Annotated in this window: 13 protein-coding genes; 8 read left to right on the top strand and 5 right to left on the bottom strand. The window is 55.0% G+C overall.

Annotation, left to right across the window (positions count from 1 at the left end; all coding sequences use genetic code 11):
* Nucleotides 1-55 precede the first annotated feature (55 nt).
* From GOW92_RS07655 to GOW92_RS07640, 4 genes are read left to right on the top strand one after another with little or no spacing between them, the layout of a single operon-like run.
* Nucleotides 56-862, top strand: coding sequence for a SapC family protein (locus GOW92_RS07655; protein ID WP_170559528.1), 807 nt, complete (start codon nucleotides 56-58; stop codon nucleotides 860-862).
* Nucleotides 863-864: 2 nt separating this feature from the next.
* Entirely contained in the window at nucleotides 865-2220 is a 1356-nt protein-coding gene (locus tag GOW92_RS07650) for a TolC family protein (protein ID WP_170559526.1), read from the top strand.
* Entirely contained in the window at nucleotides 2208-4355 is a 2148-nt protein-coding gene (locus tag GOW92_RS07645) for a type I secretion system permease/ATPase (protein ID WP_170559524.1), read from the top strand. The genes GOW92_RS07650 and GOW92_RS07645 overlap by 13 nt, the downstream gene beginning before the upstream one ends.
* Nucleotides 4356-4377: 22 nt before the next feature.
* Entirely contained in the window at nucleotides 4378-5649 is a 1272-nt protein-coding gene (locus tag GOW92_RS07640) for an HlyD family type I secretion periplasmic adaptor subunit (RefSeq protein WP_254452952.1), read from the top strand.
* A 71-nt stretch (nucleotides 5650-5720) separates the two neighbouring features.
* Here the strand turns inward: GOW92_RS07640 and GOW92_RS07635 are convergent, their stop codons facing one another.
* The 3 genes from GOW92_RS07635 to GOW92_RS07625 form a co-directional block, all read right to left on the bottom strand.
* The gene (locus GOW92_RS07635) at nucleotides 5721-6419 is read right to left on the bottom strand and encodes a response regulator transcription factor (protein ID WP_170559520.1); all 699 of its coding nucleotides are present in this window, start codon (nucleotides 6417-6419) and stop codon (nucleotides 5721-5723) included.
* On the bottom strand, nucleotides 6419-8284 hold the full coding sequence (locus tag GOW92_RS07630; RefSeq protein ID WP_254452951.1) for a hybrid sensor histidine kinase/response regulator: 1866 nt from the start codon (nucleotides 8282-8284) through the stop codon (nucleotides 6419-6421). Before GOW92_RS07630 ends, GOW92_RS07635 begins: the two co-directional genes overlap by 1 nt.
* Nucleotides 8285-8414: 130 nt before the next feature.
* Nucleotides 8415-9947 carry a sulfatase-like hydrolase/transferase gene (locus tag GOW92_RS07625; protein WP_170559516.1) on the bottom strand — a complete coding sequence of 511 codons (1533 nt, stop codon included), beginning with the start codon at nucleotides 9945-9947 and terminating at the stop codon, nucleotides 8415-8417.
* Nucleotides 9948-10242: 295 nt separating this feature from the next.
* On the opposite strand from GOW92_RS07625, the gene GOW92_RS07620 reads away from it, so the two are divergent.
* Genes GOW92_RS07620 through GOW92_RS07605 form a run of 4 tightly spaced genes read left to right on the top strand, consistent with a single transcriptional unit; the run spans nucleotide 10243 to nucleotide 14153 of the window.
* Complete coding sequence (locus tag GOW92_RS07620) at nucleotides 10243-11367, top strand: ABC transporter permease (RefSeq protein ID WP_170559514.1); 1125 nt, start codon at nucleotides 10243-10245, stop codon at nucleotides 11365-11367.
* A gap of 1 nt (nucleotide 11368) precedes the next feature.
* Nucleotides 11369-12184, top strand: coding sequence for an ABC transporter ATP-binding protein (locus GOW92_RS07615; RefSeq protein WP_170559512.1), 816 nt, complete (start codon nucleotides 11369-11371; stop codon nucleotides 12182-12184).
* Between the two features lie 5 nt (nucleotides 12185-12189).
* Complete coding sequence (locus tag GOW92_RS07610) at nucleotides 12190-13506, top strand: MlaD family protein (protein WP_170559510.1); 1317 nt, start codon at nucleotides 12190-12192, stop codon at nucleotides 13504-13506.
* Nucleotides 13503-14153, top strand: a complete 651-nt coding sequence (locus GOW92_RS07605) for an ABC-type transport auxiliary lipoprotein family protein (protein WP_170559508.1) — start codon at nucleotides 13503-13505, stop codon at nucleotides 14151-14153. Before GOW92_RS07610 ends, GOW92_RS07605 begins: the two co-directional genes overlap by 4 nt.
* A gap of 42 nt (nucleotides 14154-14195) precedes the next feature.
* Here GOW92_RS07605 and GOW92_RS07600 read toward each other — a convergent pair whose 3' ends face one another.
* Together GOW92_RS07600 and GOW92_RS07595 are read right to left on the bottom strand one after the other, a co-directional pair.
* Entirely contained in the window at nucleotides 14196-16124 is a 1929-nt protein-coding gene (locus tag GOW92_RS07600; RefSeq protein WP_170559506.1) for a vWA domain-containing protein, read from the bottom strand.
* A complete protein-coding gene (locus tag GOW92_RS07595; RefSeq protein WP_170559504.1) occupies nucleotides 16121-16660 on the bottom strand; it encodes an RNA polymerase sigma factor in 540 nt (179 codons plus the stop codon). The genes GOW92_RS07600 and GOW92_RS07595 overlap by 4 nt, the downstream gene beginning before the upstream one ends.
* Between the last annotated feature and the right edge of the window lie 2 nt (nucleotides 16661-16662).

Raw genomic sequence — 16662 nt, 5'->3', positions numbered from 1 at the left:
ATCGGACTGCCGGTGTTGATGACCGGCAGCCATTCCAAACACCAAAGGATCAAACATGGCAGAGAACGGCCTGTTTCCAGTCACATATGCGCGACACGGCGACCGACATTGGAAGCGTTTTTCATCCTATCACTTCGCCGAAACTCAGCACGCTTGCCCTATTGTCGAGAAGGAAACTCTGCTCGTTGCGGCCGCTTTTCCAATAGTGTTTCGCAATAATGAGGGCAGCATTGAACCCGTAGCACTGCTTTCACTGAAAGCAGATTCGCTAACCCCTTTCGTATCCAACGACGGCCAATGGTTGGCCGCCTATGTTCCATCTGCATTGCGGTGCCCACCATTTCAGGCGGGTTGGCCAATTCAACCCGAGTGCAGTCCGCAATTGCTGGTCGACGAATCTTCCGGACTGGTGACCGATTCCTCGGAAGATGAACCGTTCTTTACTGATGCTGGGGAGTTGACGGCTGAGCTTTCAAACGTCCTCAGGTTTATCAGCGCACGAGAAGCCGCGGTTATAGAAACTCGGTCCTTGTGCGACGTTATTCAGGGACTGGATTTATTGAAACCCATGGCAGGCTACGAAAACGTTGCACTGTCGACCGGGTATCTGAGCCTGGATACCAGGCGCATGAATACTCTTTCGCAGGCAGAGAAACATGCACTGTTCGATGTCGGGGCAATTCAACTTCTGCACGCTCATCAGGTTTCACTTTCGCACATTGCCTGGCTGTCTAGGGTGCAAGAGCGGCTGGGGCGGCCAAAACCCACGAGCCAATATACCGAAAATTCAGAAATTTCGCATTTCCTCTACGCCATGGCAGACGCGCGGAATGAAGAGCTTTTCGTGATTGGTGAGGTGTGAACATGCGCCTGCGTAGCTGCAACCATGGCCTAAAATACCTTGCGTGCCAGTTCATTCTCTTGATGGCTGCGTGTGCGCCTCCACCTGACCTCACCGACGTAAAGGTATCTCTTTCTGCGGGCTCTGTTGGGGTTGGCGCCCAGCCTCCTGTCCCGCGCCTGGCCCAAAGCGAATTTGGTCAGCGGGTTCGCGCGGCCGTCGAAACAAACCCAAACCTCGCGCAAAGCGCGACTCGGCTAAAGGTTGCGGACGCCAACGAAACCGCCGCCAAAGGCGCTTTCCTTCCACGCGTTTCATCGGGCATAAATGCGCGATCACAGCGCATAAATTCCGATATTGCAGACTTCACGCCGTATTTGCGGGTTTCGCAACTCGTTTATGACGGCGGCGCCGCATCCGGAGAGCTTGCTGCTGCTCAGGCCCGCGTACTCGAAAGCCAGGGCGGTCAGCTGCAAACCGCGGCGGCACTGACCCTTGCTGCGATCGAAGCATATGTCGTTGTTCTTGATCGGCGCAAAGTTCTGGAGATTTCAGACCGCAACGTAAAGGTGCACGAAGAGATCGTGCGCCAGATCACAGAACGCACTGCGCAAGGTGTGGGGTCAAGCGCCGACGTATTGACCGCGCGTTCGCGCATGGCGGACGCTCGCACTCAGCTTGCCGATGCAAAGGCGTGGGTAGACAGAGCCGAGGCCCAGTACCAAGAAGTCTTTGGGCGGCCTCCGGGTACTCTTGCCACCCCGGTTGCGGCGCCCAAACTGGCCAGGTCCGACTCGCAAATCGTTTTGGACAGCCCGCAGGTGCGCCGCGCGAATGCTGCTTTGGTGGTCGCACAGGCCGAGCATAGCGCAGCGATTGCGCGCCGACAGCCAGGTGTGGAAATCGCGGCCTTTGCAGATCGCAATGACAGCAACAACGCAAATTTCGGTGTCGATTTTTCCGTAAACTACGAATTGGACAGCACTGGTCAACGTCGGGCCGCCATTGCTGCGGCCCAGGCCCAGGTTAGAGAAGCAGAGTTTGCCCGCGAAACCTTAATAAGGGAAATTCGCCGCGAGTTGGAGTTCATCCGATCAGATCAGAGCGCTGGCGCGGTTCGCTTACAAGCGGCTCGTTTGGCTGTCCAAGCCAACGCCGAAAGCGTCGAGGCTGCGCGTGCGCAATTCACCATCGGTCGACGCACCTTGGTCGAAATTCTGGACGCGCAACGAGATTATGTGAACGCACAGCAAAGACTGATTTTGGCAGAACAGAGCTTTTTCCTCACGAACTATGCCGCTCTCAGCCTGACCGGAGACATTTTAGACTACCTCGGCATTTCAATTAAAAACTTGGGTGGAGAATTATGGCCGAATTGAATTCCTCGGCAGTTGCACAAGAGCTTTCCCAATTGGAAACCTGCCTGCTGCATGTGGCTTCGCATCTTGATCGCTCGCTCACAATCGCGGCTCTTCACGCGGGGCAATCCGGCGCAGCAGGCCACCTGACCGAGCGGGACGTCATTGAAGTGGCCCATAATGCTGGGTTGCAGGCAGGGTTTGGTTCACGAAAGCTAGCGCATTTCGACGACACTCTGGTTCCCGCGATATTGCTTCTGGAGAACGACAAAGCAGTTGTGTTTCACGGGCGCAGCTCGAACGGTCTTCTTCTGATTTTTGACCCCACGATAGGTGAGGGCATCGGAGAGGTGGAAGAAGACGCAATAGGGAAATGCTACACCGGATACGCATTTTTGTTTCGGCGCAACCACATTAAGGAAACGTCTAACCGAAACAAGACTGCTTCCGGGCATTGGTTTTGGTCGGCCATGCTGGCAAACCGCTGGTCTTATGCGCAAGTGGCGCTTGCCGCTGCGGTTGCTAATTTGCTGGGCCTTTCCACCTCAGTTTTTATAATGGTCGTCTATGACAGGGTTCTTCCGAATGAAGCAACGGAATCCCTTATCGCATTGACCGCAGGAGTCGGGCTTGCCCTCGTTTTCGATTTCATCCTCAAACTCTTGCGCGCCGGGTTCATAGATCGGGCCGGGCAAAAGGCCGATATGTTCATGGGCCGACGCGTTTTTGATCAGGTTCTGAACATCAAAATGAAATCCCGGACTGGTTCGACCGGCGCTATGGCCAGCACGATCCGCGAGTTTGAAACACTGCGCGAGTTCTTTACCTCGGCGACTTTGGTCGCTCTTGTGGACCTGCCTTTCATTGCCGTTTTCATTTTGGTCATCCACCTCGTTGGAGGACCATTGGCGCTGATACCTGCCCTCGCCGTACCGATTGTTTTGTTTGCGGGATTGGCGGTTCAACCAATGCTATCGCGGTTGGCTGAAAAGAGTTTTGCGGACGGGCAGTCAAAACAATCCGTTCTTGTCGAAACAGTTTCCGGTCTTGAGACCATCAAAACAACTGCTGCCGCCAGACAAATGCGTGCGCGATGGGAAGATGCAATTGAGCGACAATCCACACATGGAATCCGCAGCCGAACAGTTACTCAATTCGCATTAAATCTGACGGGTTTCACGCAACAGGCGGCGCAGGTTCTGATTGTTTTCTATGGTGTTTTTCTGATCACAGAAGGTCAGGCAAGTATGGGCGCGCTTATTGCGTCCGTGATGCTGACTGGACGGGCACTAGCGCCGCTTGGACAACTTGCCCAGACACTCACACGCGTGAATCAGGCGCGCAGCGCGTATCGAAATCTGAACGCTTTGATGCAGGCGGAAAATGAGCGGCCCGAAGGGCGCAATTGGGTCAGCCGACCGCACGTGGACGGCCGAATTTCATTCAAGGACGTGCATTTTGCCTATCCGGACCAAGTCGAGGATGCCCTTTCAGGGGTCTCATTCGACATAGAACAAGGTGAAAAAGTCGCAATTTTGGGCGCGATCGGATCCGGTAAAAGCACCATCGCGCGTCTGATGTTGGGACTGTTCGAACCGAAGGCGGGTTCGGTTATGCTGGATGGGGTCGATATCCGACAAATCGACCCCAGCGATTTACGTCGCAATATTGGTTCGGTCTTGCAGGATGTTTGGCTGTTTTCTGGCTCAATTCGCGACAACATTGCCAGTGGCGCGATCCGGCCCAGGGATCAGGATTTGATCAGGGCCGGTCAAGTAGCCGGGGTTGAAGATTTCGTCGCGCACTGCCCCAACGGTTATGACCAGCAACTGGCTGAACGTGGCGAGGGAATATCGGGCGGCCAGCGTCAAGCTATTGCCCTTGCCCGAGCGCTGATTGGACAGCCACCGGTCATGCTGTTTGATGAACCGACCAGTGCAATGGACGTAAAAACCGAAGCCGAGGTCATCAAGCGTCTGAAACAGGAAACAAAAAATTCTACAATGGTAATCGTCACGCACCGCACCAGCCTGCTTGATCTGGTTGACAGGGTCATTGTGATCGAACGCGGCCGGGTCGGTGCCGATGGCCCGAAGAGCATGCTGACCCAACGTGCGCGTATGACAGGGAGACACCTGAATGTCGCGGCATCCTGACCTGGCGAAAATGGCGAGAGAAATGCGGGGCAGATCTCCGCTGGGGGAGTCTCTCTTGTTGGTTGTTATCTTTACCTGTCTCGTGTCCGCTGGTTTTTGGGCATATGTAACGGAACTGGACGACGTGACGCGCGTAGATGGCCGGATTGTGCCGTCAGCGGACGTTCAATTGATTGAAGCAACCGAACCTGGCGTTTTGCAATCCTTGTACGTCTCAGAAGGAATGGTCGTCGACAAAGGAACGCTTCTGATGGAGTTCGACACAACGCAGATCAACAGCCAGTTAAGTCAGGAACAACAGAGAGCCTTCGGTTTGATGGCACGTGCTCAACGATTGCAGGCAGAGATTGACCGCACCCAGCTTACATTTTCAAAAAAGCTCACCAATGGGGCTCCAGAAGTTGTGAGGTCCGAAACCGCTTTGTATCAAGGTCGCCAGACGGAACTGGCTGCTGAAATCGCCATTCTGGAGCGGCAACGAGAACAGCGCCATCGCGAGTATGAGGAAGGATTGGCAGACCAGGTTACGGCTGAAGCGACACTCGAAATTCTGGCCGAAGAACGCACGATAATGACTCCTTTGGTGAAAAAGCAGATGGAACCCACAACGACCCTTTTGTCGCTGCGCCGCAGCGCCGCCGAATGGGAAGGTCGCAAAGTCCGTGCGGTGGCGGCAACCAACAGGTTGAAAACCGGCCTCGAAGAAATCGACGATCGTATTCAAGCCGCACATAGCAGGTTCCGGAGCGCAGCCCTGACCGACCTTGCTGTAACAACGGCGGAACTCGTAGCACTTCGACCGTCTCTACCGGCGCTGCAAGACCGCGCCGACCGAGCACAGATAAAATCGCCGGCACGCGGAGTCGTTAATCGCGTTCACCGTACCACGATTGGCGGTTTGGCCCGTAGCGGCGAAGAGCTGATCGAGATTGTTCCACTGGATGATAGGCTTCTGGTCGAGGCCTATGTTCGCCCCGAAGACATTGCTTTTTTGCACGCAGGTCAGCCTGTTAAGGTAAAAATTACCGCCTATGACTTTGCGCGTTATGGCGCGTTGGACGGAGAGATTACCCGCATAGGCGCAAACACAATCACGAGACCGGAACGCAATAACGAAGAGGTGTTTGTCATCGAAATTCAAACACGCCACGCGATCCTGGACGCAAGTGGCGTGGCAGTCGAGATCATTCCCGGGATGATTGCGGAGGTTGATATTTTATCCGGCAAAAAAACGGTTCTGGATTACATTTTGCAACCGGTGATAAAGATCAAGGATCGCGCACTTCGTGAATAATCCAGCGCAGAGGAAAATGCTGAATCGATGCCGCAGATTTTTGCGCAGCCGGACGTCGTTTTGGCCAAAAGCTACCATTCAACATCGCCCAAAAAAATATATCCGGCACCATATATAGTCTTGATCAAGCGAGGGTTTTTGGGGTCTTCCCCCAATTTGGTTCGCAACCGGGAGATTCTGACATCCATCGCGCGATCAAAGCTGTCCCCGGCAGCGCCGCCCAGCGCTTCCTGCATCTGAGCGCGGCTGATCAAGCGTTTGGGACTTTCCAGAAACAACCTCAAGACTTCTCCCTCTGCATGGCTGAACGGGGTTTCGGCACCGGAGTCGTCTTCCAGGATGTAACGGTCAAAGTAGGCCGTCCAGCCATTGAAACGCGCGACGTCAGATTGTGTTGTCTGCACCCTGGGGGATCGCAACCTCGCACGAATGCGCGCCACGACTTCGGCCGGGTCGAACGGCTTAGTGATATAGTCGTCCGCCCCCAATTCCAAACCTGTAACTCGATCCTGCACCTGCGCGCGACCAGAGATAATGATGACCGCAGCTCCTTGCTCCAGCGCCAGTCGGTGTACCAACGCAAGCCCGTCCGTGTCGGGCAAGGACAAATCAACCAGACACACATCAGGCGTGACCCGTTTGAGCGAGGCCTCAAATTCCCGCGCACGCGCAAAACTCTGGGTTCGGAAACCAGCCTCTTCAAGTGCGTCGGTGAGAATGCGCCGAATTTCGGGCTCATCATCGACAATAGTAACTAATGGCTGGGTCATCAGGCTGCCTCGTCTCGGATCAGGGCCGACAGCTGCGCCCGAGTGAAAGGTTTACGTAGCACCGGCGCGCGTTTCAACGCCTCGCGATGCAACGGATCGGAATAGGGTAACGATGTCATAAGGATGCGGGGCAAATCAGGCTCTAACGTGGCCAAAAGGTCCAATCCCGTCCCATGCCCTTCAAGACGTATATCGGACAGCACCAAAGCAATGTCTTTAACATCTTTTGCCAGGGCAACGGCCTCGTCATAAGAGGTCGCCTCGATCACCGCGAACCCGATGTCGACCAACATGTCCCGAAACTGGCTGCGCAGTTCATCGCTGTCTTCAACCAACAATACCAACCCTTCTTGTACCGGAGGGGCCGCGCGGTACGGCATGCGCAAAATGACCGATGCACCTGACGGAGTATTACGCAGGCTCAGATCGCCCCCGGCCAGCTTAACTGTGTCGTAGACCATCGGCAGACCAAGACCCGAGCCTTTATCGCCTTTGGTTGTAAAAAACGGGTTCAAGGCCTTACGCAATGCGTCTTTCGAAAACCCGGGACCAGTGTCTGACACGGTGATTTCAGTCCAAATTCCCCCAACAGTATGGGCGCTGATTGTGATCTGACCAGTTTCGCCACAAGCGTCACGCGCATTCAAAACGAGGTTCAGCAAGGCGTCCTGAACCATTCCGGGATCCAGCATAAGAGCTTTGTCCGGCAACGTATTCACCACCGACAGGCCGACCCCACGCGGCAAAGACGGAGAGGCCAGAATGCGCAGATCTTCCAGCAACCCGCGCATGTCTGTCGCTTTTGGCTGAGGTGTCCGGTTGCCAGTCATATCGGCAATGCGATTCAGCAATTGTCCGCCCCTGCGAGCTGTCTGCTTGGTCGCGTCGATCAGTTCTAAGGCCTCTTCCGACAAATCCATTTTTTCCAGTCGAGACTGCATGCCCAGGATAATGGTCAATAGGTTCGAGAAATCATGCGCCAACCCGCTTGTCATCTGTGCAGCCATCGCGCGACGACGGGTTTGCTGCAGCGCGACGCGAGCCTGTGTCTCTTCGGTGATGTCGACGGACATGATGTAAACGCCACCCTCGCCATCAGGCGTAAAAGATACGCGAATTCGTCTGGAATCCTGGTCTTCGGTAAACTCAAAAACAGAGGTCTCGCCGGCGTAGGCCTTTTGCAAATGCGTCTCGACGCGAGTAAAGGCAGCATTGCCCAACGCTCGAGAAATATGCATGCCCAAAATCTCGGACGGGCGACCGGGCATGACCGAGTTGAGCCGCCGGTTGGAGTAATCATAGCGGCCATCGGCATCTAAATGCGCAATATGGGCCGGCATCATTTCGGTCGTCATACGAGTGCGCGCTTCAATCTCGGTCAACTGGCGCTTAGCTTCTTCCAGCGCCGAATTGGTTGCCGCCAGTTTTCTGTTCGTTGCTGACAGTTCTTCAGCACGATCGAGCAACTGGCCAGAAAGTTCCTCAGATCGGGCACGCAGCAGGGCTTCAGCCTGTTTTGTATTGGTAATGTCAGTATAGACCGCGACCCACCCGCCCTTGGGTAGGGGGGCACCCTCGACCGAAATAACCTGACCGTTCGCACGAATACGTTCGATATAATGAGATTCGAATGTCAAAGCCTGATTGACACGCAGATCCACGGCCTCTTCGACGTCATCGACGTATCCATACTCACCATTGGATGCGAGGTATCGGATTGTGTCGCTGAATAGTGCGCCGGGCTGAACAAGATGGTCGGGCAAATCAAACATCGTTTGAAACGGGCGATTGCTGACCACCAGCCGAAGCTGGCTGTCATAGATCGACAGGGCCTGGCCGATCAGGTTCAGACCAGCTGTCGTCATAGACTTTATCTGTTGCTCGGATATTTCCAAACCCATCCTCCCCGCGACACATGCGTAACACTGGATCTGCAACAGGTGTAGAGGGCAAGAGCGCGACAGATTGGAACAACGCGCCGCAAGAGTTTTGCTTTCAATACCTGGGTTGGGTCTTGGGGCCATCCGCAGTAATGGAATTCAAAGACAGTGTATGATCCATATTTTGCATGCGATGACGCAACATTTGCCGGGTTAGGCGCGTCAAAACCGCCGTATATTCGGGATCTTTTGCTAAGTTCCGCAACTCTCCACCATTCTGATTATCGAACAGAATGGGCGGAAGATCTGCTGCAAACTCAACTAGAGTGAAACGCTCATCCCTCAGGATGCCCAGACATGAATCGCTATTACCCGTACCCAAAACCTGCTGCCAGATCGTGGGTTGCTCAGGTTCGGCAAAATCCAACTCGCTAAAGGAATATCTGCGCCAATCGTCAGGGGTATGTCCTTGCATCAGTGGCAGTAACGACCGGCCATCCATTGAATTCGGGATCGTCTGACCAATCCAATCCAATATCGTCGGAGTTATGTCGACGGATTCCGTCGGTACGGAAATCACTGATCCGGCCCGCGATTGATTGTTCGGGTCCCGGATCATCAATGGTGTTTTATAGGCTGCATCAAACACCGACATTTTGCCCCAGCTGTGTCTGTCACCCAGCATTTCTCCATGATCCGCAGTGATGACAAGCAACGTGTCGTCGTATTGACCGCTATCCTTCAGAAATTGGACGACGCGCCCGACATGATGATCAACCTCGGTCGCAAGGCCCAGATAAACGGCGCGCAGCGTTTGGATGTTTTCCAGCGTTGGCTCAACCCCGTCAAAGCCCAGAACAAAGTCTCCGGCAGCCGTATTGTCGATTGTCGGGCCAAAAAACGGGTGCATCGCTCGTTCTTCCGACGGATCGGCAAACCCTTCCGGCCGGGGCAATGTCGATGGGTCGTACATGTCGTTGTAGGGTGCAGGCGCCACCAAGGGTGGGTGTGGTCGGATATAGGTCAGATGCGCAAACCAGTTTTGGCCGACAAAAGGCGCCATGCCGTTGAGAAACACATCCGTCAGGAAAGCTGTGTCGCTGTCTTCAGCCCGGTACATCGCCGGGTCGTTCAACTGGGGATGGCATCCCTCCGGTGCGACCGGTTTGTGGACGTCCCAATAATCCGCGAATTCATAGCCTTTCTGCATCAGGTGGCCGCGCCACGGGTAGGACTCTTCCAGCCGCATTTCGAGAACCTCGTGAAACCCCGCCATTGGGTGTTCGTAGGATTTCAGGATCGGATCGTTGTGATCATGCACACGCGGATCTGCAGATGTATCTGTGTACCCAAACAGCATCGGCAGATAGCCCGCCTTACGCATTTCGGTGGCGACGTTCGGGGTATCGTGCCGCAACGGGGTTCCATTGCGAACTGATCGGTGGTTCATCGCATATTGCCCAGTCAGGATTGACACCCTCGATGGGCCGCAGGGATTGGTCACCGAAAAATGCCGTTCAAACGTAACGGCCTCGGCCATGAAAGACCGCAAGTTCGGCAGATCAACATGGGCCGCCAAAGCGCCGTTCAGGCAATCGGCGCGCAACTGGTCTATGATGATAAACAGAACATTTTTGGCGTGCCCCATTTCGCTCTCCCTGATTCCACATCGCAGTTGCCAGAATGAACTCTGTCTTGGTTCGCAAAGCCCGGCAACACCTGAGTCACGACCCTCCGGATTTTCCCTTTGGGCGCCCTACCAGCGGAAACGAAACAGAAAATTGAAACGGTCTTGCAGCAGCAAGCCCCGTGGAGCGCCAATGCCATTCAACCAACTCTTTTGTGTGGGTGTATGTCACCTCGACGCAATTGAGCGGTAAGAAATACATGCCAGCTCGCAAAAACCCGTTGCAGGTCAAAGTCCTTTGCCATCACATACGCACATGACGCAGCCAGTGATACAGTCGGACCGTGACGCCAACGGCGTTTACCTGCGGGTTTCGGGTGATCTGCTGACCCAATCCCTGGACACGGTTGAAAAGGTGTTTGAAGGGTTTCGCGCGGGTAGTGACACGCTGACCGTCGATCTTTCGGAAGTCGGTGCACTGGATACCGGTGGCGCATGGCTGATTGCCGATGTTGCGCGCCGCGCAAAGGCAAGTGGCGCTACCGTACGTTATGAAGGGTTAAAGCCCGCCCATTCCGCGCTTTTAGAGACCGTGGCGGAAAACATTCCCGACGACCCCGGTGTGGCAACTGAAAAACGTAGTTTTACCGACTGGGTTGCAAGCGTCGGGGAACGCACCGCCCAGGCCGGAAAAGACATGCTATCCCTGCTGGGCTTCCTGGGTTTGACGCTGCATCGCCTTATCCGTACAATTCTGATGCCGCACCGTCTTCGCAAAGCGGCGCTGGTTTCACAGATGGAAGAGACCGGCTTCAAGGCCATTCCGATCGTTGCACTTATGGGTTTCCTGATCGGTGTTGTGCTGGCTTTTCAGGGTGCGACCCAGCTAAAGCAATTTGGTGCCGAGATTTTCGTGGTCGAACTGATCTCGATCTCTGTTCTGCGTGAGTTGGGTATCTTGCTGACCGCGATCATTGTCGCGGGTCGTTCAGGCTCGGCCTTTACGGCCTCGATCGGTTCAATGAAGGTTCAGGAAGAGATCGATGCAATGCGCACATTGGGCTTGGACCCTATCGAGGTTTTGGTAATCCCACGGGTCGTCGCCCTGTTGATCATGCTACCGATCCTCGGCTTCATCGCAGATATTTCCGCTCTGATCGGCGGCGGATTGATGAGTTGGATTGACCTGAACGTCAGCCCCGGCATGTTCATTACACGTCTGAAGGAAAACACCGGTATTTGGCAATTCGCCATTGGAATGATCAAAGCCCCCTTCTTCGCTTTGGTCATCGGCGTTATCGCGTGCTGGCAGGCAATGCAGGTCAAAGGGTCAGCCCAGTCTGTTGGGCAAAGAACCACCGCTTCGGTCGTTCAGTCCATTTTCCTGGTGATCGCGTTGGATGCCCTGTTCTCGATCTTCTTCTCTGTGATGGAGGTCTGAAGTGGACGGCACAACGCTAGAGCAAACATCCAAAGCGGACGCACAGCGCGAGGCTGTTATCCGCGTTCGCAATCTTACAAACCAGTTTGGTCCACAAGTTGTGCACCAAAACCTGAATCTGGATGTTTGGCGTGGTGAAGTTTTGGGCATTGTCGGAGGATCCGGAACGGGCAAGTCAGTCCTGCTGCGCACGATTGTGGGGCTGAACAGACCTGCGGCGGGCAGCATCGAAGTGCTAGGTGTCGATGTGTTGAACGGCCCAGAACAGGAACGTCGTCGGATCGAACGGCGCTGGGGCGTTGCCTTTCAGGACGGGGCGCTGTTTTCGTCTCTGACGGTTCTGCAGAATGTGATGGCACCGCTGCGCGAACATACAGGGTTGAGCGAAAGCCTGATGTGCGCACTGGGTAACCTGAAGATCAGCCTCGTCGGCTTGCCGCCGCTCAGTTGTGGCAAGTTGCCATCTGAATTGTCCGGCGGGATGCGCAAACGCGCCGCTCTTGCCCGCGCCTTGGCATTGGACCCCGAGATCGTCTTTCTGGACGAACCGACCGCCGGCCTCGACCCGATCGGGGCCGCTGCATATGACGAACTGATTGGTGAGCTACAGCATGCTTTGGGCTTGACCGTCTTTATGGTCACGCATGACCTCGATAGTCTTTACGCCATTTGCGACAGGGTCGCAGTTCTCGCAGAAAAACGCGTTCTGGTTGAAGGTCCGATTGAAGAAATGACCAAAGTCGACCATCCTTGGGTTCAAGAGTATTTCACCGGCCCCCGGGCTCGCGCGGCGCAAGAGAAGGGGCAGGACAGGTAAAGGCTATGGAAACCCGGGCAAACTACATCCTGATCGGCGCGTTCACTATCGCGGGCATCCTTGGTGCCTTCGGGTTTTTCCTGTGGCTCGCGAAATTCGAAGTTTCACGCCAATACGCATATTATGATGTCTTGTTCGACAACGTCTCCGGCCTTTCTGCCGCTGGCGGTGTAAGCTTCAACGGCTTGCCCGTCGGGCAGGTGATTTCGCTGAACCTGGATGATGATGATCCGTCAAAAGTACGCGTGAAGCTTGAGGTGGATGCCGACATCCCCGTTACGGAAGACACAATCGCACAGTTGCAATCTCTGGGCGTAACTGGCGTCAGTTATGTTGAACTGACAGGTGGCAAAAGCGGTGACAAGCGTTTGGCCGAGAACAGCGTGATCAAAAGCAAACGCAGCGCGATTCAATCATTGTTCGAGGGCGCCCCGAAAGTTCTGGATGAGGCGGTTACCCTGCTTGAAAACCTGAACGCAGTCGTTGACGACAAGAACCGACAGTCCGTCAGCAATATTTTGGACAATCTGGCGTCTGCGTCTGGTCGGCTGGACAAAACCCTGACGGATTTTGAAAACCTGTCCACTGATCTTGGAGGGGCGGCCAAGCAGCTTGGAAACTTTACAACGCGGCTTGATAAACTGGCGGACACGGCCGAAACCACCCTGACAACTGGGACGGATACGCTCAATAGCGTAAAAACCGCCTCAGAGTCTGCAACCGAGGCATTGGATAGCGCAAAGGGCACAATCGAAACGGCCGATCAAATCATCCAGAACGACCTGAAACCCTTTATTGATCGGGCTTCGACACTGGCCGAACGCCTGACGGGCTTATCCGACGAAGGTAGTGTCGCTTTGGCGACCGCGACTGAGACTTTCGTAAACGCAAACAAGACACTTGGTTCGATCACGGCCACGATGGAAACGGCAAACACCACTTTGGCATCCGCGGAACGTGCCTTTGACTCGGCCAACGAAGTGATCAACAAAGATGTCGGCGCAGTCATGGACGATATCCGAAATGCGGCCAATCAGGTCGCCTCAACGGTGACTAATGTTACGAGCAAGCTGGACGATATTTCGGCCGATATCCTCAATGCATCGCGATCGGCATCCGAGTTGCTAGGCACAATTGATGGCATCGTCCAGAACAACCGGAGGCAATTGTCCGACTTCCTCCGCGTCGGCCTGCCGCAATTCACACGTTTCGTAGAAGAGTCCCAACGACTGGTAATCAGCCTAGATCGGCTGGTGGACAAAGTCGAACGTGACCCGGCACGCTTCTTACTGGGAACCCAAGCTTCGGAGTTTCGCCAATGATCAGGCTGTTCTTTTTGGTGCTGGCGCTGATGTCGCTGGGTGCCTGCACCGGGTTGGGTACGCTTAGACAGGCATCCAAACCAAACGACCTTTATCTTTTGACGCCCAAAAGCACTTTTTCGTCTTCCTTGCCCCGCGTCCAAAAACAGATCGTGGTGCAAGAACCCACGGCAACGGCGGCCGTAAATACAGACCAGATCGCCATTCAGCCGACCCCGTTGCAAGTACAATATCTGCCACGCGCCAGGTGGGTCGACCGTGCGCCGCTTATCGTTCAGGCGCTGCTGGTCGAAAGCTATGAAAACAGCAACAAAGTAGCTGCCGTTGGCCGGTCTACTGTGGGCCTGCGCGCCGACTACGTTATTGTTCCAGACCTGCGCGAATTTCAGGGCCTTGTTGTAAGTGATGTTGAGGGAACAAAAACCATTCGCGTCGAAGTCCGAATGAACATCAAGATCATCGATGAATTCGAAGACAAGATTATTGCGTCCAGTTCGTTTCGGGAAGTTGTCAACTCTGCCAGCGACGCAACGCCTGATCTTGTGAAAGCCTTTGATGTGGCCTTGGGAAAGACCATGCGAGACGCCGTAGAGTGGAGCGTGCGCAGGATCAACACACATGCGGCCAATAACCAAAGATCATATTGACGGGATACAGGCGCTGAACGAGGCAGCGCCTATTTCTTGCTTTTACCGCGTCAGCGTTTGCGCAAGCCGCATAAGCGTGACTGCTTCGGCCCTGTAGCCAAAGGGGTCTTCACCACGCGCCGCATTCGCCAATTTGATCGCGTCCTCATAGGACCAGCGGCCCAAATAATCTGCTCCACGCAACAACTGCCCAAAACCGGCAATTGCATAAGAAAAGCGTACATCGTCCGTAGGCTCGCCCTGTGTCGACAAAATGGGCTGCTCGATCAACTGGCTCTTTTCGGATCCTGGCAATTTGTAGCGCAGTTTGAAGAACCCTATCTCATCCGAGCCATCCCGAACCGGTTGGGCACTATAGCGCAATGGATCGTTCAGGATCGCATCTGAACCAACAGGCGTGACCTCGTAAATCGCAGTAACCGAATGGCCGGCACCGATATCGCCGGCATCCACTTTGTCATTAGCGAAATCCTCGCGCCGCAGCGCGCGCGTCTCATATCCGATCAAGCGATACTCGGCGATTTGCGCCGGGTTGAATTCGACCTGAATTTTGACGTCGTTTGCGATTGGGAACAAAGCGCCTGTCAACTGATCTACCAGAACCTTTTGCGCCTCGCTCAGCGTGTCGATATACGCGGCCTGTCCGTTTCCATTCTGCGCAAGGGCCTGCATTGTGGCATCGTCCAGATTGCCTCGCCCAAAACCCAGAACACTCAGAAATGTTCCGCTGTCGCGTTTACGAGCAATGAAGTCTTTCAGCGCGTCAGGATCAGACAAGCCGACATTGAAGTCCCCATCCGTTGCCAAAACAACCCGGGTGACCTCACCATCGGCCCCCATACCTTCGGCCACGAAGTAAGCCTGCTGCAATCCGGCCTGTCCAGCGGTCGAACCACCCGCCTCAAGCTGGTCGAGCGCACCCAGGATTTTGTCGTGCTCAGCGGCCGAAGTGGGTTCCAGCACCTGTCCGGCGCTGCCAGCATATGTCACGATTGAAACCTCGTCTTCGGCGCGCAACTCCGACAACATCAAACGGAACGATTGCTTGAGCAGCGGCAGTTTACTGGCATCCTGCATGGACCCGGACGTATCGACCAGAAAGACCAGATTCAGCGGTGGCCGGTCCACAATCTGCGGCAACGCCCCTTGGATGCCGATATGCACAAGCTGAGTTCCTTCATTCCAAGGAGTCGGCGTCACAGTGATCGTAGGCCGGAACGGTGCGTCGCCTTCGGGTGCGGGATACGAATAGGGAAAATAGTTAACCATCTCTTCAACACGGACGGCATCTTTTGGCGGAAGCTGACCTCGCATCAATGATGACCGTACGATCGAATATGAGGCCGTATCAACGTCGATCGAAAAGGTGGAGACAGGTTCTTCGTTGGTGACTTTCAGAGGGTTGTTTTCGGCGTTTGCAAAAGCCTCAGTATCCGGCAATGGCAGGCTTCCCACATCTGGTCGAACCGTTTTTTGGGCAGATTCGCCCGTCGCGATACCAAAACGCGCGCCATCTTCAAAACCCAAGTCTGCAATGCCTTGTTGAGGAGCGGCTACTTTAGATTGGGCGGGAGCGGCATACTCTTCAACCATGGCCGGGGCCGCAATGACGGGTTCTTCCAACACCGCAGAATCCGCTTCGGATTCATAAACGGGGCTTTCGCTGCGCGAAAGCGGTTGCACGACGATGTCGCGGGATTGGGGCACGATCATTACCAAAGCAACAGCGGCGATTGCAGTTGTGGCGGTCAGGACACCGCGATGTGAGATAGCATTCAACATGGATTTCGCTCCTTCTGTCATGCGGGCCAAAGGGCCTCGCTTAACAGTCGGACGCATCACAACGCGTGATCCTTGGCTGTGGACGAAATTATTCTGCGCCAGTTTCAGATTTTCTGCTCGCCGCTTAGCATCTGGTTCCGGCGTCGCGGCATCCATCATAGCTTTAAAGTCATCAAGATCATCGGTCATTGTGCCAATTCCTCTTGTCGCTGGGCGCGCAAACGTTTTCGAATGTCGGACATGCGCCAGGACACAGTGCCTTCGGACACACCCAGAACTGCGGCAGCTTCGGCGTGGGTCATTCCGTCCTCGAGTGTCAGGGCCAGAGTGTCCTGCAACTCGGGCGGCAGCGACCGCATTGCGCGTTGCAACCAATCCACCGCTTCGGCCGCTTCAGTAGCCTCTGCTCGTCGCATCTGTTCCACATCCCCCCACCCTGCGGCAGCGCGACTGTGACTTGCTTGGCGACGTCGCGCATCCTCGGCCGCGTTGACGACGACACGATAAAGCCAAGTTGTGAACTTGGCCTGCGCTCGAAAACCAATGATTTTGGCGGGTAGTGCCGCACATATGTCCTGTGTCAGATCCTCGGCTTGATCAGCCCGTCCTGTCAGGCGAAAAGCCAGACGAAAAACCCGGTCATAATGGCGCTGCAACAGGGTTGCAAACGCCTCAGCGTCCCCGCCCGCTGCGGCTCTGGCCAGGTCCTCATCCGATGTTTTCATAC

This window comes from Ruegeria atlantica (assembly GCF_013032505.1).
Lineage (GTDB): Bacteria > Pseudomonadota > Alphaproteobacteria > Rhodobacterales > Rhodobacteraceae > Ruegeria > Ruegeria atlantica_F.
Note: the sequence above shows the minus strand (reverse complement) of the source record. Positions and strands in the feature narration are given on the sequence as shown.

Excerpts from the sequence above, each read along its gene's own strand:
- GOW92_RS07655 (WP_170559528.1), top strand. The coding sequence starts at position 56 with ATGGCAGAGAACGGCCTGTTTCCAGTCACATATGCGCGACACGGCGAC.
- GOW92_RS07650 (WP_170559526.1), top strand. The coding sequence starts at position 865 with ATGCGCCTGCGTAGCTGCAACCATGGCCTAAAATACCTTGCGTGCCAG.
- GOW92_RS07645 (WP_170559524.1), top strand. The coding sequence starts at position 2,208 with ATGGCCGAATTGAATTCCTCGGCAGTTGCACAAGAGCTTTCCCAATTG.
- GOW92_RS07640 (WP_254452952.1), top strand. The coding sequence starts at position 4,378 with ATGCGGGGCAGATCTCCGCTGGGGGAGTCTCTCTTGTTGGTTGTTATC.
- GOW92_RS07635 (WP_170559520.1), bottom strand. The coding sequence starts at position 6,419 with ATGACCCAGCCATTAGTTACTATTGTCGATGATGAGCCCGAAATTCGG.
- GOW92_RS07630 (WP_254452951.1), bottom strand. The coding sequence starts at position 8,284 with ATGACGACAGCTGGTCTGAACCTGATCGGCCAGGCCCTGTCGATCTAT.
- GOW92_RS07625 (WP_170559516.1), bottom strand. The coding sequence starts at position 9,947 with ATGGGGCACGCCAAAAATGTTCTGTTTATCATCATAGACCAGTTGCGC.
- GOW92_RS07620 (WP_170559514.1), top strand. The coding sequence starts at position 10,243 with ATGACGCAGCCAGTGATACAGTCGGACCGTGACGCCAACGGCGTTTAC.
- GOW92_RS07610 (WP_170559510.1), top strand. The coding sequence starts at position 12,190 with ATGGAAACCCGGGCAAACTACATCCTGATCGGCGCGTTCACTATCGCG.
- GOW92_RS07605 (WP_170559508.1), top strand. The coding sequence starts at position 13,503 with ATGATCAGGCTGTTCTTTTTGGTGCTGGCGCTGATGTCGCTGGGTGCC.
- GOW92_RS07600 (WP_170559506.1), bottom strand. The coding sequence starts at position 16,124 with ATGACCGATGATCTTGATGACTTTAAAGCTATGATGGATGCCGCGACG.
- GOW92_RS07595 (WP_170559504.1), bottom strand. The coding sequence starts at position 16,660 with ATGAAAACATCGGATGAGGACCTGGCCAGAGCCGCAGCGGGCGGGGAC.